Source organism: Streptococcus sp. Marseille-Q6504, assembly GCF_965111625.1.
Genome location: NZ_CBCOON010000001.1, coordinates 151,691 through 167,682, shown reverse-complemented (window position 1 = coordinate 167,682; position 15,992 = coordinate 151,691). Strand labels below are relative to the sequence as shown.

At 40.7% G+C, this 15,992-nt stretch carries 10 protein-coding genes; 5 read left to right on the top strand and 5 right to left on the bottom strand.

From position 1 onward, the window contains the following. Positions 1-35: 35 nt before the first annotated feature. The 4 genes from ACWPUA_RS00835 to ACWPUA_RS00820 form a co-directional block, all read right to left on the bottom strand. Complete coding sequence (locus ACWPUA_RS00835) at positions 36-7,325, bottom strand: SIALI-17 repeat-containing surface protein (protein ID WP_454378579.1); 7,290 nt, start codon at positions 7,323-7,325, stop codon at positions 36-38. A gap of 236 nt (positions 7,326-7,561) precedes the next feature. Further along, complete coding sequence (locus tag ACWPUA_RS00830) at positions 7,562-8,419, bottom strand: bifunctional methylenetetrahydrofolate dehydrogenase/methenyltetrahydrofolate cyclohydrolase (RefSeq protein WP_314945710.1); 858 nt, start codon at positions 8,417-8,419, stop codon at positions 7,562-7,564. A gap of 132 nt (positions 8,420-8,551) precedes the next feature. Next, positions 8,552-9,286 (bottom strand): amino acid ABC transporter ATP-binding protein, encoded by a 735-nt coding sequence (locus tag ACWPUA_RS00825; protein ID WP_223339508.1) that lies wholly within the window; start codon positions 9,284-9,286, stop codon positions 8,552-8,554. Then, on the bottom strand, positions 9,286-9,969 hold the full coding sequence (locus ACWPUA_RS00820; protein ID WP_004253828.1) for an amino acid ABC transporter permease: 684 nt from the start codon (positions 9,967-9,969) through the stop codon (positions 9,286-9,288). Before ACWPUA_RS00820 ends, ACWPUA_RS00825 begins: the two co-directional genes overlap by 1 nt. Before the next feature lie 205 nt (positions 9,970-10,174). On the opposite strand from ACWPUA_RS00820, the gene ACWPUA_RS00815 reads away from it, so the two are divergent. The 5 genes from ACWPUA_RS00815 (at position 10,175) to ACWPUA_RS00795 (ending at position 14,602) form a co-directional block, all read left to right on the top strand. After that, positions 10,175-10,405: a DUF1797 family protein gene (locus ACWPUA_RS00815; RefSeq protein ID WP_004253825.1), complete on the top strand. Its 231-nt coding sequence runs from the start codon at positions 10,175-10,177 to the stop codon at positions 10,403-10,405. A 240-nt stretch (positions 10,406-10,645) separates the two neighbouring features. Then, positions 10,646-12,895: an AAA family ATPase gene (locus ACWPUA_RS00810; protein WP_454378575.1), complete on the top strand. Its 2,250-nt coding sequence runs from the start codon at positions 10,646-10,648 to the stop codon at positions 12,893-12,895. 89 nt (positions 12,896-12,984) lie between these two features. Then, the gene (locus ACWPUA_RS00805; RefSeq protein WP_006152478.1) at positions 12,985-13,434 is read left to right on the top strand and encodes an NUDIX hydrolase; all 450 of its coding nucleotides are present in this window, start codon (positions 12,985-12,987) and stop codon (positions 13,432-13,434) included. A gap of 63 nt (positions 13,435-13,497) precedes the next feature. Continuing rightward, a complete protein-coding gene (locus ACWPUA_RS00800) occupies positions 13,498-13,797 on the top strand; it encodes a DUF1827 family protein (protein WP_006152517.1) in 300 nt (99 codons plus the stop codon). A gap of 172 nt (positions 13,798-13,969) precedes the next feature. Beyond that, positions 13,970-14,602: a GNAT family N-acetyltransferase gene (locus ACWPUA_RS00795; RefSeq protein WP_454378572.1), complete on the top strand. Its 633-nt coding sequence runs from the start codon at positions 13,970-13,972 to the stop codon at positions 14,600-14,602. Positions 14,603-14,647: 45 nt separating this feature from the next. Here ACWPUA_RS00795 and metK read toward each other — a convergent pair whose 3' ends face one another. Next, a complete protein-coding gene (gene metK, locus ACWPUA_RS00790; protein WP_049494917.1) occupies positions 14,648-15,838 on the bottom strand; it encodes a methionine adenosyltransferase in 1,191 nt (396 codons plus the stop codon). Between the last annotated feature and the right edge of the window lie 154 nt (positions 15,839-15,992).

The following is a 15,992-nucleotide window of genomic DNA, read 5'->3' as shown; positions in this document are numbered from 1 at the left end:
TAATCAGCCTTTTGTGAATAGTTAGTTATGAATCATTATTCTTCCTTGCGTTTCCCATTTAGGAATGCTGCTGATAAGGCCAGACTGAGACCTGCTAGGAAAATTGCTGTATCTGATTGACTTTCCCCAGTTTCTGGAAGTCTTGCTGAGTCTACTTTTTCCGAAGCATTTCCAAGAACTTGTGAACCCTGAGTCTGCTCAGCAGAAGCCTGAGTTTCTGAAGGTTTATCAGATAAACCTCGAATATCTGCAACAGGTTTGTCGATTGTTGGAGCTGCTTGGTCTCCTGCGGTTCCTAGAGTTCCTGTGTATTCTGGGAGCTCGTTCTTATCTGCTTGCACAGCATTGACTCCACCCTTGAATTCAGGCACTTCATTTTTAGCAGCTTCAACCCAATTAGCTCCGCCCTTGAACTCTGGAACTTCATTTTTAGCAGCTTCAACCCAGTTAGCTCCGCCTTTAAACTCTGGAACTTCATTTGTAGCAGCTTCAACCCAATTAGCTCCGCCTTTAAACTCTGGAACTTCAACAATTGGTGCTGCTTGGTCTCCTGCAGTACCGATAGAGTTGCTATATTCTGGGACTTCTACTATTGGGGCTTGCTCCTCACCTACAGTTCCAATAGGGTCCGTGTACTCTGGAACTTCAAGAACTGGAGCTGGCTCCTCACCCTTGCTAGTTGTAACAATTGCTTTCACTCCTACTTCAACAACTTGATCTTTTGCATCTCTTGTTTCAGTATGAACAACCTTACGACTTGTTCCTAATACTTCGACGTAGTCTACCTTTTCTCCATTTTGACCTTCTGAGACAATACGACGTTCATCTTTGGCTAAGTCACTATTCTCACGAATAATTTCCTTGAATGGAATGACAGCTTTCTCAACTTCTAGACTTGGGCGGTCTAGAACAAGAGCTTGGTCATCCACTGCATGACTAGATTCTGAACCAGCTTCAAAGTGAAGGCGATATTCTTTCACAAGACTACCATCTTTAGCAAGGAGTCGAACAAGTGTCGGAAGATTGCCTTGATTTGACTCAACGACAGTCGCTACACCGTGACCGGTTGTTTGAACAGTCACCTCTGGTTTCGCTCCATTAGCGGTTAATCGATATTCTGAAACCGCAGGATCAAAGTTTTCCAATGCTTTTCCATTAATTGAAATTGTCACTGCAGGTGTTTCTGAATCACTGGCTTTAGCTGGAGAATAGGCACTAAACTCAACCATTGCGAGACCATTAGTGGTTGATTTGCGAGTCATACGTGCGCGAATAGCGGTTGTCTGAATCGGATCAAAGGTAAATTCGATTGGCTTACCAGCCTCGATTGCTCCAGATGCCTTATAAGGAATTTCTTGCCAATTTTCTGCCTTGTTAAACGGATGATCAGCATTTTCTTCATAACGTGAAATGGTGCTTGGTTCAGAATAAGTTGGTCCAACATATCTTTCGAGTACCATTGTCGCTGGTGCATCTGTTCCACTGTCTTTGAAGAACTGAATTGCTACTTTTCCTACAGAGCGAGGTGTAATCTGACCATTCTTCTTAAAGAGAACTCCTACCGACACTTCCTGATCTTTTGGAGTACGAGACCAGTTAGTCCAACGTCCATCCTCATTAAATCGCCCATCGTTGATATAGAAGATTCTATCATTAGAAGCGGCATCGGTATCGTTTGTAGTAGAGGCAAAGGCTTTAGAGTCGGTCGCATTATTGCTTGCGTTCTCAGAGATAACTTGATTTCCTCTGGCAAGAACGGTTACTTGAATCTTAGTTGTCAAGTCTGTTCCTAGGATATGACCAAGCACTTCAAAGGTGCCTTCCTGGTCTGTCGTATGTTCAGGGACTGCATCCCATTCTACGGCTAGTTTATCTGTTTTCCAATCTGTTTCTGATGGATAGTAGACTGTCACTTCTGTAGGTAATTGAAGCTTATCGCCAACACTCAATGTCATGGCAGCATTTTCGGCAGCTACTGGTTGCGTAGATTCTTTTTGACCATCACGGAAAATGCGGTACTCTTTCAAGATGGTTCCGTCTTCTGCCTTCAAAATGAGACGTGTTGCTCCTTCTGGGCTTGTAGCAGGAACGATTGTTACCAAACCATTGTCGCTTGCTGTTGCAGTAATCACTTTGCTAGCTTGAGGAATATGATAGTCTGTCTTAGCTGGATTGAAATGTTCCAGCTTCTGACCGTCTACTCTAATAGAAATCTCTGAACTTGAAGCAGCTGGGACTTTATTTCCTAAGATTGTGATTTCGGTCAAACCGACACCAGCCGTTCCATTTGCCTTCTTCATGCGAATACGAACAGCATAGGTCTCAACCTTGTCAAACGTAAAGTGGTTAGTTTGACTTGCGGATAATTGACCTGGAGCTTTGAGATGTTCAACTTCTTTCCAGTTGGCAGCATTGTTAAATGGATGCTTGGCATCTCCTTGAGCATGATTGACATCAGTTGGCAAATCTGGAATTTCTTGACCAACGTAGTATTCAATAACATATTCTTTTGGAAGTCCAATCGCACCATCTGTATAGAAATCAACTGAAAGATTGTCTACAAAGCGCTTGGTCAAATCGCCTGAGTTACCAAACAAGATAGATGCCCAATCATTATCTGTATTTGTTTGCCATGTTGTCCATCGATTTTTGACATCTGTATTGGCTCTTGAAACTGTCAAGTCATTCAGAGTATTGGCCGAATCATCTCCACCAGTATTGGATACGATAGCTGCTGGCAATTGTGAACCTGTCCATTGTTTAGAGATATTATTTCCCGCAACAACCTGACTGGAAACACGCACATGAGCCTTGGTAGTCAGAGAGCTACCAACCAATTGACCTTTGATTTCAAAGATTCCTTCGGTTTGACTAAAGTTAGCTGGCACCTTATCCCAAACGACATCATTATAGACAGTTGTTCCATTAGAATGGTAGGCACGAACGTTAGCTGGTAATTGAACCGTTTCACCCTTAGGAAGAGTCAGGCTGATTTCTTCTGCGATCTGCAAACCTTCAACAGTCACATTTGCCACAGCTTCAATATCTGTACCTTCGACATGACCTTTAAGGGTAAAGCTATGATAGCTAGCAAGTTCTTTTTCATCCACCTTGTCCCAAGTTACAGCTAGCTTACGAGGCAAACCTTGATCAAATTCTGCTGCGATTTGATTAGGCAAATTCGGTTGCTGATTGATATCTGTAGAGATAGAAACAGGATGAAGCTTAACAATTTTCTTAGCTACTTTGTTTTCTTTGATGACCACTACAGTGGCTACAGATTGAGTCTTATCAGTTTGATTGTCAATACGAGGAGTGAGCGTTACACGACCTTTAGTGTATAGAAGCAAGTTTTGTCCATTTACTTCAAGATGTCCACCATCAGTAGAGCTAGCATCCAAGTGAATATCTGATGCTGAAAATTCAGTCTGTGAACCATCTTCGTAATGCCCAATGACATGATAAGGGAGAACTTGATCTTCTGTTGCATTTTCTCTACCTTCTACACTTACTTCCAAGCGTGTCAAGGCAGGCGCTTCTTTCACAAATTGAATCAAGTAAGTTTGAACTAAATCGCCCTTCTGGTCACTCAAGAATACAGAAGCCTGATAATCATTAGCTGCTGAAGCTTGTTGAACTGTCACCTGATAGCCTCTTGTCTGTGCTCCAACACTTGGAATCTCAGCACTGTAAGGAAGGGATACTCGGTAGTAGGTCTTTCCAGGCTCAAAGTTTTCAAGAGTCTTATCTCCAACCGTGAGGCCTGTAACAGTGTTTTCTGTTTCCTGATCACTTGCGATAAAGGTTGCTGTCACCTCGTAGTCATTACCTACCAATTTACCAATTGCTTCAGTTCGTCCACCTTCTTTTGACAAAGCAGCAGGATCTTTCAAGGTCCAAGAAACGACATCCGCATCAACCAAGTTACCATCTGATAAAACTGCCGTTACCGTTTTATCCAAATCTTCTACAGCTGTACCAACTGGAACAGTTGCAACTTTAGGCAACCACTTATCAAGTGCAATGACCTTAACAAGGGCTTCAGCCTTAGCTTCGAGACCTTCCACACTACCTAGAACCTTTTTCTCACCAGCACTTGTAAGGAGATCATCTGGGATTGCCCAAACCACAGCTTTTTCTTCGACACTACCATCGCTATAAATAGATGTCACAGTTTCCGGCAATTTAGGATTTTCGCTGACATCAGTAGTCGCCTTAACAGGAGCAAAAGCGACAAAATGACGATTTTCTTTTTTTCCTGAAACGGTTGTAACCGTCGCCTGATCAGAAGCCAAACCTGCAGAATCTGCATAAAGGGTGAATTTCCCTTCTTTTTCAGTGGATTTAACAATGACAACACCTTTACCATTGAAGGCTTTTCTTTGCCATGTGCCATCTTTCTGAGCTTTATAGCGTTCACGGCTAGCTTGTTCCCCATTGTCCACACCGACGATTTGACCTTGGCCATGAAGATTGAAGTGAACAAGATTGTTAGCTGTTGGTACAACATTGCCATCTTCATCGACGATTTCATAATGGATGTAAGACAAATCTTTGCCGTCTGCAGTGATGACATGTTCTTCCTTGGTGAGACGAACTCTAGCAGGTTCCCCTGCTGTTGTCACACTATCACGCGCAATCTCTTTACCATTTTCATCACGAGCAATAGCTGTTAAGGTACCTGGTTTATAGTCAACCAACCACTCAAGATACAATTCACTTGGTTTAGCTCCTTCGTGATATGGACGACCATCTTCAGTTGTTTTCTTAACAAATTCTTTCTTACCAAGGGACTGGTTGTTCAAGAACAATTCTACGCTAGCAGCATTTGAGAAGGTCCGAACTGGAACCTTGCCATTGATGAGCATATTACGTTCCTTGAGCGTTTCTTCCGTCCAATTCCAGTGAGGCATGATACGAACAGTTGGTTTTTCTTTGGCACTATACCACTCACTACGGTAGAGATAGAAATCATTCTTAGGCAAACCTGCCGTATCAATGATACCAAAGTAAGAGCTTTTCACTGGTGTATGATCTTGGTTGTGCCATGGTGTAGGTTCCCCGATATAGTCAAAACCAGTCCAGATGAACTGACCTGCATAGCCAGCACGATCACGGTCAAAGGTCCATGATTCAGTAGCTGTTCTACCCCAGGCTACACGGTCATTACCATAGTCTGATTGTTCATAGTGACGATTTGGGCGATTGTCGTGCCAGAGATTTTGAGCAGGATTAAAGTAAGAATCACGTGTTCGAGTTGCTGAAGAAGTTTCAGAACCGTAGATCAACCAGTCTGGATGTGCTTTACGAACAGCATCGTAAAAACGCTCTCCATAGTTCATACCTACAGCATCCATGATTGCTGCTAATTTTAAGAACAAGCCTGTAGAAGCACGACTGAATTTATTTTCACCCATAGTCACATAGCGCTCTGTATCAATTGCTTTGATAACAGCTTTCAAACGCTTGGCTGTTTCTAGTGAACGTTCTCCACCATCTGCTTCATCAACTTCATTACCAAGCGACCACATGATGATTGAAGGATTATTTTTATCTCGTTCAACCATGGTTCTGAGGTCAAAATCAGACCACTTCTCACCCTTCTTGGCTTCTGGGTGAGTCGCATCTTGGTCAAAGAAGCGTCCATAGTCATAAGTTTTCTTGCCACGATACCAAGTATCAAAGGCTTCTTCTTGGACCAAAAGTCCTAGACTAGCAGCAGCATCTAGTAACTGTGGACTTGCTGGATTGTGGGTTGTACGGATAGAGTTAACTCCCATATCTTTCAGGAGTTTTAATTTACGGTAGGTTGCCTTATAGTTTTCTTCTGCCCCCAAGGCACCATTATCATGGTGGATACTAACCCCATGGAATTTCATTCTCTCACCGTTAAGAGAGAAGCCATCCTTAGCTGTCCAGTTGAAATAACGATAACCAAAAGTATCTTCTGTCACATCAACTAGCTGACCTTCATTATAAACCTTGGTTTTCAGAACATAGAGTTGAGGATGATAACTTTTGGTTGTCCAGAGAGTTGGCTTATTCACTAAGATTGTTTGCTTAAAGTCAGCTGTCTCATTTCCTGATAGAGTCTTAGTTACAGAACGAACCAAATCTGAAACAGCCTTACCTTCCTTAGTAAAAATCTGTTGCTCCACAAATACTTGGGCTAGAGTCTTGGCAGTATTTTTAATCTTGCTTTGGATTTGTGTTTCAACATTGCCATCTTTTTGTTGAGCTAATTTTGGAGTTGTAATATGATTGCCATTTTCAGCTACCTGAACCTTGTCACGATAGCTAAGCGTCACATCACGATAGATACCACTTCCTGAGTACCAACGACTACTTGGTTGCTTATTGGTAACTTGAACAGCAATAGTATTCTCACTGCCATCTTTATTTAAAAATTCAGTGATATCATATGAAAAATGATTGTAACCACTTGGATAGTGACCTACAAATTTACCATTGACATAGACCTTAGAGTCCATGTAGACACCGTCAAAGTTGATCCGAACATCCTTGTCCTTGGCAGCTTCATCAACCGTAAAGGTCTTACGATACCAGGCAGTACCCCCGTTTAATTGACCACCCTCATTTCGAGCAGGAGACTTGTGGTCAAAATCAAAATAAATACTCCAGTCATGAGGAAGGTTCAACTTAGACCAGTCATGAACGTCCACGTCTTTCTTCGAAAAATCACCCTGAGCATTTAATTTAAAATACCAGTCTTTGTTAAAATTTTGTTTTCTTTCCTGTAAAAGTTGGACTTCTTTTTCTTTCTCTTTGGTAACTTGAGGTAATTCTGTTGAAGATGTTTTTTCTTCCTTAGCCTTATCGTCAGATACCGGTTTATTCTGATTAGCTTCAGCAGTATGTTCTTCCAAAACTGCTGGCTTTTCAGTACTCACTTCAGCCACTGTAGGTTCTTTCTCATTCACTTCAGTAGCTGGTTTTTCAGTTTTTTCTTCCTTAGGGCTAACTACTTCTGCTTCCTTTTTTTCCTTAGGACTGGTTTCCTCAGTTACTTTATCTTCAGTTACTGGTTTTGCTGCTTCATCCGTATCTTTTTCTTCTTTTTCGGTAGCGGAATCTTGTGGGACATTTTGCTCAGCTTTTGCAATGGCTGCAGCAAGATCATCTGGAAGCTTATCTAAAGGTTGAACTTGATGAATTGTTTCTTCAGTGGTACTTGACGTTTCAGTTTCAGCTGCTTGAGCTACCTGAAGACCAAAGATACTAGCTCCAATCATAACCGAAGCCGCACCAATAGCAAATTTACGAATACTAAAATGACACCGTTTTTCAAAAAATCTCTTATCCATTATGGTTCCTTTCTAAGTTTTAGTAAGCGATTACATTTCTCCTCAAAAAATAAACCTCCCTCTAGACGCTTACTTATTTTTGCATATACATATTGATGCTTTTAATATATCAAAATAGTAGATATTTTTCAATAATTTGTAGAAGTTTTACTGGAATTTTAGTAGAAATAGAGCAAGAAAAAAACAGGTCCATTAGAACTTGCTTTTTGAAAATTCATTAATGATTGTAGTAGAGATCAGTCTCTATCCAGCGTTCTTAAAGCAGCCTGATAAGTCTGTTCCATCAGCATGGTAATGGTCATTGGACCAACTCCACCAGGTACAGGGGTGATATGACTAGCAATTGGTGCAACAGCATCGTAGTCAACATCTCCACAGAGCTTGCCATTTTCATCTCGGTTCATCCCCACATCAATGACAACTGCACCTGGTTTGACAAAGTCAGCAGTCACAAATTTGGCGCGACCGATGGCTACGACCAAAATATCGGCTTTAGAAGCTACTTGGGCGAGATTGTGGGTACGAGAGTGGGTCAAGGTTACAGTTGCATTTTTAGCCAACAGTAACTGGGCCATAGGCTTCCCGACAATATTGGAACGACCAATTACGACCGCATTTTTACCTTCTAAGTCAATCCCATATTCATGAAACATTTCCATAATTCCTGCAGGTGTTGAAGGAATCATAACTGGGTGACCAGACCAGAGACGTCCCATGTTGAGAGGATGGAAACCATCCACATCCTTTTCTGGATCAATAGCTAGTAAAATAGCTTCTTCATCGATGTGTTTTGGTAATGGCAACTGGACCAAAATCCCATGCCATGCTGGATCTTGATTGTATTTAGCGATTAATTCTAATAATTCCTCTTGAGTAATGGTCTCCGGAACTCGCACGACTTCACTTTGGAAGCCTGCAGCGATAGCAGAACGCTCCTTGTTGCGTACGTAAACTTGGCTTGCTGGATTTTCTCCGACTAAAATAACGACCAACCCTGGAACCAAACCTGTCTCTTCCTTTAATTTGGCTGTTTTTTCAGCCAACTGTCCTTGTAGCTTGGCTGCTAAAGCCTTGCCATCAATCATCTGTGTCATGTATTTTCTCTTTTCTAACAAATATTCTCTATTATAACAAAAATTCGTTCTGCATTCTAACACTTCTTTTCTAAGATACCCTATAGTCTGAAACTATAAGAAAAAGCCCACTCGGAGCTTTTCATGATATTCTTACAAAACCTTACTCAAGAAATCCTTGGTTCTTTGTTCTTGGGTTTGTTCAAAAACTTGCTCTGGAGTTCCGTCTTCAACAACAACACCATCAGCCATAAAGATAACACGATCTGCCACCTCACGAGCAAAGCCCATTTCATGCGTTACGATAACCATGGTCATTCCTGACTGAGCAAGTTCTTGCATAACTGCTAGTACTTCTCCTACCATTTCTGGATCTAGGGCAGAAGTTGGTTCATCAAATAGTAAAACATCTGGCTCCATGGCTAGACCACGAGCAATAGCGATACGTTGTTGTTGCCCACCAGACAGACTTTGAGGATAAGCATCTGCCTTATCTGGTAAACCAACCTTTTCCAAGAGCTCATGCGCTCTCTTCTCAGCCACTTCCTTACTTTCACCTTTTGTCTTGATTGGAGAAAGTGTGATGTTTTCCTTCACTGTCATATTCGGGAAGAGATTAAATTGTTGGAAAACCATTCCCATCTTTTCTCGCATGGCAAAGAGGTCATTTTTCTTATCGGTAATGTCAACACCTTCAAATATAACTTTTCCTTTAGTAGCTTCTTCGAGGAGATTCATCGAGCGAAGGAGGGTAGACTTACCACTACCAGAAGGCCCAATAATGACCACAACTTCCCCTTTTTTGATTTCAAGATCAATTCCTTTTAAAACTTCATTTTTTCCAAAGTTTTTATGAAGGTTTTCAATTTTTATAAGTGTTTCAGTCATTATTTCTTATCTCCTTGTCCCATACGATTTTCAAAAGCTTTCAAGGCCAGTGTCAAGATAGAGGTCATAATCAAGTAGTAAAAGGCTGCAAATAAGAGCGGTGTTAAAGGTAGGTATGTGGTTGTTGATACTGTAGTAGCTCCATTCCACAACTCCATAACCCCGATAGCTGACAAGAGCGAGCTATCCTTGATAATAGTGATAAACTCATTTCCTAGAGAAGGTAAGATATTTTTGATAGCCTGGGGTAAAATGACATAGCGCATAGCATTCTTAGGGCGAATACCTAGTGAATAAGCTGCTTCTAATTGTCCCTTTGGCACTGCATTAATCCCAGCACGAACCGTTTCTGATACATAGGCACCACTATTCATAGAGATAATCAAAATCCCTGGAATCAAGCGAGTCAGATCAACATCTAAGATCCCAATTTGAATAGTCGGAGCACTAATATGCATCAAGGCAAATGCAATCATAATCTGCACCATCATCGGAGTCCCACGGAAGACCCAGATATATAGATTAGCAAACCAGGCAAGTGGTTTAATTTTTGAACGTTGTGCAAAGGCCAACAGCACTCCTAGAATGGTCCCCAAGAAGACCACCAAGATAGATATGATAATTGTTACAACGGCTCCATAGTTAAAATATGGTAGATATTTCGGTAAAAAAGAAAAATTCATGGATATTCTACTTTCTGTTTTTAATATTTAAACTTAAAACTTGTATAAGGATAACATATATTGCATAAAAATTCAACATTTTCTCCTAATATTTTCAATAAATTTTCAAAGACGATAGAAATAGCGAGAAATCTTAGTTTTTTTCTAGTCAAGTCGAGTCTGTTTATGGTAAAATAGTAAAGATAAGAAATGGAGGAGAATCAAAATGGAATCACATTTGGTTAGAATCATCAATCGCTTAGAAGCAATGACTAAAGATGGTGGTAACTTGAAACGTAACTTTGAGCGCGAAGGAGTTGTTGTCGCAGAGGTTGCTTTTAACCACGACGAAGAAAACGGACCACTCTTTACACTTCGTGACGTTGAAGCTCGTGAAACATATACATTTGATAGCATCGACCTCATTGCGATGGAAATCTACGAACTTTTATACTAATTGTTGAATAAATGCCGGAGAAGTCTCCTGCTTTGACCAATGAAAATCCTTTTTGCATGACAAATAGGATTTTTCTTTTTATCCCTATATTTCATCTACAAAACTCTTTTATCATGACTTCTAAGACTCAATCTTTTTACTTGCTTTCCCCTTCAATCATGATATAATGAGACTAAAGAACTTTGACTATTTTTGACCTTTCTGTTTTAGTCAAAGCCAAGAAAGAAACGAGGTAGTGGTATGCTCTGTCAAAATTGTAAAATCAACGACTCAACGATCCATCTTTACACCAATCTTAATGGGCAACAAAAGCAAATTGACCTTTGCCAAAATTGCTACAAAATTATCAAAACAGATCCAAACAATAGCTTATTCAAAGGCATTACAGATTTAAACAATCGTGATTTTGATCCATTTGGAGACTTCTTTAATGATCTGAATAACTTTAGACCTTCTTCAAATAATAATGTTCCTCCAACCCAGTCAGGTGGTGGATATGGTGGCAATGGTGGGTTTGGTTCCCAAAATCGCGGGCCAGCTCAAACACCTCCTCCTAGTCAAGAAAGAGGACTCTTGGATGAGTACGGTATCAACATAACCGAGATTGCCCGCCGTGGAAATGTCGATCCTGTTATCGGTCGCGACGAAGAAATCATCCGTGTCATTGAAATTCTCAACCGTAGAACCAAGAACAATCCTGTCCTTATTGGAGAGCCTGGTGTTGGTAAGACCGCCGTTGTCGAAGGCTTAGCACAGAAAATTGTTGATGGTGATGTTCCCCACAAACTTCAAGGGAAAGAAGTCATCCGCTTAGACGTAGTTAGCCTTGTCCAAGGCACAGGAATTCGTGGACAGTTCGAAGAGCGCATGCAGAAACTCATGGAAGAAATTCGTGAGCGCAAAGATGTCATCCTTTTTATCGACGAAATTCACGAGATTGTCGGCGCAGGTTCTGCTGGAGACGGCAATATGGATGCAGGAAATATTCTGAAACCTGCCCTTTCTCGTGGCGAACTTCAACTAGTGGGTGCTACTACCCTCAATGAATACCGCATCATCGAAAAAGACGCCGCCCTTGAGCGCCGTATGCAACCTGTTAAGGTGGATGAACCAACTGTGGAAGAGACTATTATTATCCTCAAAGGTATCCAAAAGAAATACGAAGATTACCACCACGTTCATTATACAGATGCTGCTATCGAAGCGGCTGCTACTCTTTCTAACCGCTACATCCAAGATCGTTTCTTACCGGACAAGGCTATTGACCTCCTAGATGAGGCTGGTTCAAAAATGAACTTAACCTTGAATTTTGTGGATCCAAAGGTTATCGACCAACGCTTAATCGAGGCAGAAAATCTCAAGGCTCAAGCAACTCGAGATGAAGATTTTGAGAAAGCAGCCTACTTCCGTGACCAGATTGCTAAATATAAGGAAATGCAAAAGACCAAGGTAACGGATCAGGATACCCCGATTATCAGCGAAAAGACGATTGAACACATTATTGAACAAAAGACTAATATTCCTGTTGGTGATTTGAAAGAAAAAGAACAGTCTCAACTTATCAATCTAGCAGACGACCTCAAGGCTCATGTCATTGGTCAAGATGATGCAGTTGATAAGATTGCTAAGGCTATCCGCCGTAACCGTGTTGGGCTTGGAACTCCAAACCGTCCAATCGGTAGCTTCCTCTTTGTTGGTCCTACTGGTGTCGGTAAGACAGAACTTTCTAAACAACTGGCTATTGAACTTTTTGGTTCTGCTGATAGCATGATTCGCTTTGATATGAGTGAATACATGGAAAAACATAGCGTTGCCAAACTCGTCGGTGCCCCTCCAGGATACGTAGGTTATGATGAAGCAGGACAATTGACTGAAAAAGTTCGTCGTAATCCTTATTCACTTATCCTCCTTGACGAGGTTGAAAAAGCCCATCCAGATGTTATGCATATGTTCCTTCAAGTATTGGATGATGGCCGCTTAACGGACGGTCAAGGACGCACTGTTAGCTTTAAGGATGCCATCATTATCATGACCTCAAATGCAGGTACAGGAAAAGCTGAAGCAAGCGTTGGTTTTGGTGCTGCTAGAGAAGGTCGTACCAACTCTGTCCTTGGAGAATTAGGCAACTTCTTTAGTCCAGAATTTATGAACCGCTTTGATGGTATTATCGAATTCAAAGCTCTCAGCAAGGAAAATCTCCTACAAATCGTTGACCTTATGTTGGATGATGTGAATAAACGTCTCTCAAGTAATAACATCCATTTAGATGTAACAGATAAGGTTAAAGAAAAACTTGTAGACCTTGGTTACGATCCAAAAATGGGAGCTCGTCCACTCCGTCGTACCATCCAAGACTATATCGAAGATGCCATTACAGACTACTACCTTGAAAATCCAATCGAAAAAGAACTCAAGGCCGTCATGACAAGTAAAGGTAAAATCGTGATTAAGTCCAAGAATAAAACGGAAACAATCGAGTCAAACGACTAGTTCCTCACATACAAAAGAATGTTCTTGCTTGACAGTGAGAGCATTCTTTACTATTATAGAAAGAAAGCGCACTCACGAAGGAGAACTTTATGGCAAATCCAACATTTGGAGAAAAAAAAGAGGGAGTAACCTACAAAAATAGATATGGCGTTTATGCAGTCATACCTGATGCAAACCATGAAAAGATTATCCTCGTACAAGCTCCAAATGGTGCATGGTTCTTACCAGGGGGCGAAATTGAAGAAGGTGAAAATCACCTTGAAGCTCTCAAACGAGAATTGATTGAAGAATTAGGATTTACAGCTGAAATCGGCACCTACTACGGGCAAGCTGATGAATACTTCTACTCTAGACATCGTGACACCTATTACTACAATCCAGCTTATCTCTACGAAGCTACTTCTTACCAAGAAATCCAAAAACCTCTCGAGGACTTCAATCACTTAGCTTGGTTCCCAATCGATGAAGCTATTGCTAACTTAAAACGTGGAAGTCACAAATGGGCGATTGAAGCTTGGAAAAAACAACATCAAATTTAAACTATCTTTACCAAATTTCCCAAAAAGTGCTATAATAGACATAGAAATACAGGAGGAATCCCTATGAAGCTTATCAATACTACAAATTCACACTCGCAACTTGTTAAAAGTCAGCTAGAAAGTACCGACGCAACGCTTGTAGAGGTTTATTCTGCGGGAAATACAGATGTTATTTTTACTCAGGCTCCACTTCATTACGAAATCCTCATTTCCAATAAACATCGGGCAATCCGTGAAAAAGAAATGGAAAAAATCAAAGAATTTTTCCTCAGTCGTAAAATTAATCAACAGGCTATTGATAAGGCAAATATTAAAACCCTCTATTCTGATAAATTGATTGAGATTTCAATCCCTACAAAATAGAATTAATCTACCCTACAGTTAAAACTGCGGGGGTTTTTAATACCTTTTCTTGTTTATATCTTTAAATAAATTATTGTGAATAAAGCTTTTTTGTGAAAATTTCACATTTCAATCGAAAAATGTGAGAGATTTAGTTATAATAGATTGAGAGATTTTAATGAAGGAGTTTGATATGAAAGAAATAGTATACAGAGAAGCCAGGCTAGATGAATATCAAAAAATTGGAAAAGTGTTGGCTGGTGCCTTTATGGACTACCCTTTCATGACTCTTATCAAAGATGATTTAAAAAAACCAGAATATTACCCAGCATTCTTAGAATTATTGGATAGCCTTCTGACCAAACTCTATATCAAAGGAGAAACCTGTCTGATAGCTGAACAAGACCGGAAAATCATGGCCGTTGCCCTCCTGCAACAAAAGGATTTTTCCATTCTATCTTATTTGCTGAATGGTATGGTCAAGCTTTTCCGTTTTATTACTCCGCGCAATCTCTTGAAATATCTTGATTTGGTGGAACGTTCCGAACAGCATTTGAAAAGATCAGGAAATTTTGACTGGTATTTGATGATGTTGGGAGTCAACGCTTCTAGTCAAAACCAAGGAATCGGGAGTGCTTTTCTACAAGAAGGTGTTGAACCTTATCTTAAATCCAAAGGCTGCAAACGCTTGGGCTTGATTACTAGTACTGAAAAAAATGTTTGTTTCTATGAAAAAAACAAGTATGAATTACTAGATTCGATGATGTTAGAATACGGAACAAAATCTATTGGAAACTGGGCTTTTGTAAAAATCCTGGATAACTAATTTTAAACATAAAAAAGATTGGTCTAAAAACCAATCTTTTTTATGTTACTTAACTGCTTCTTTCAAGGCTTCTACCTTATCCAAGCGTTCCCATGGAAGATCAATATCTGTACGTCCCATATGTCCATAAGCCGCTGTTTGACGGTAGATTGGACGTTTGAGGTCAAGCATTTGGATGATTCCTGCTGGACGAAGGTCAAAGATTTGACGCGCTGCTTTTTCAAGTTTACTTTCAGCTACTGTTCCTGTACCGAAAGTATCGATACGGACAGATACAGGTTGAGCTACCCCAATCGCGTAAGCCAATTGCACTTCTGCTTTCTTAGCAAGACCTGCAGCAACAATGTTTTTAGCAATGTAGCGAGCTGCATAAGAAGCTGAACGGTCAACCTTAGTGGCATCCTTACCAGAGAAGGCACCACCACCGTGACGTGAGTAACCACCATAAGTATCTACGATGATTTTACGGCCCGTCAAACCTGAGTCCCCTTGAGGTCCTCCGATAACGAAACGACCAGTTGGATTGATGAAGAATTTAGTCTCATCGTCAAGATAAGAAGCTGGAATCACTTCCTTGATAACCTTGTTAATCACATCCTCATGAATCTGTTCATTGCTGACTTCTGGATCGTGTTGGGTTGAAATAACGACTGTATCCACGCGCACTGGTTGGTCATTTTCATCATATTCAACAGTGACTTGAGATTTAGCGTCTGGACGAAGGTAGCTAATTTCACCAGACTTACGTAGCTCTGCCAAGCGACGAACCAACTTGTGGCTGAGTGAGATTGGCAATGGCATGAGTTCTTCAGTTTCATCCACCGCAAAACCAAACATGAGACCTTGGTCTCCAGCTCCAATCAAGTCAAGTGGATCTTGATCCGCATTTCCACGAACTTCCAAGGCTTCATTAACCCCTTGAGCGATATCTGGAGATTGTTCCACCAAAGATGGATGAACTCCCACCGTCTCCGCTGAGAAACCATACTCAGTATTGGTATAACCGATTTCTGCAATAGTATCACGAACCACTCGGTTAATATCGACATAAGCATTGGTTGAAATTTCACCGAAAACATGTACGGAACCAGTATAAACAGCTGTTTCAGCAGCCACGTGTGCTTCTGGGTCTTGCTCTAGAATAGCATCCAAGATAGCATCTGAAATTTGGTCTGCAATCTTATCTGGATGCCCCTCAGATACAGATTCAGACGTGAATAATTTACGTTCTGACATAAAAATGTCCCCCCTTAAAAAATATTCGTTATAGAGTTACAAAGAACTGGTAGGAAGTTAATTTACAATCAAGTCCGACCACCTTATCGGGACCATATAACCTAACTATTATAACACGAATCTTGTAAAAATACTCGTATGATTACTATTTTTC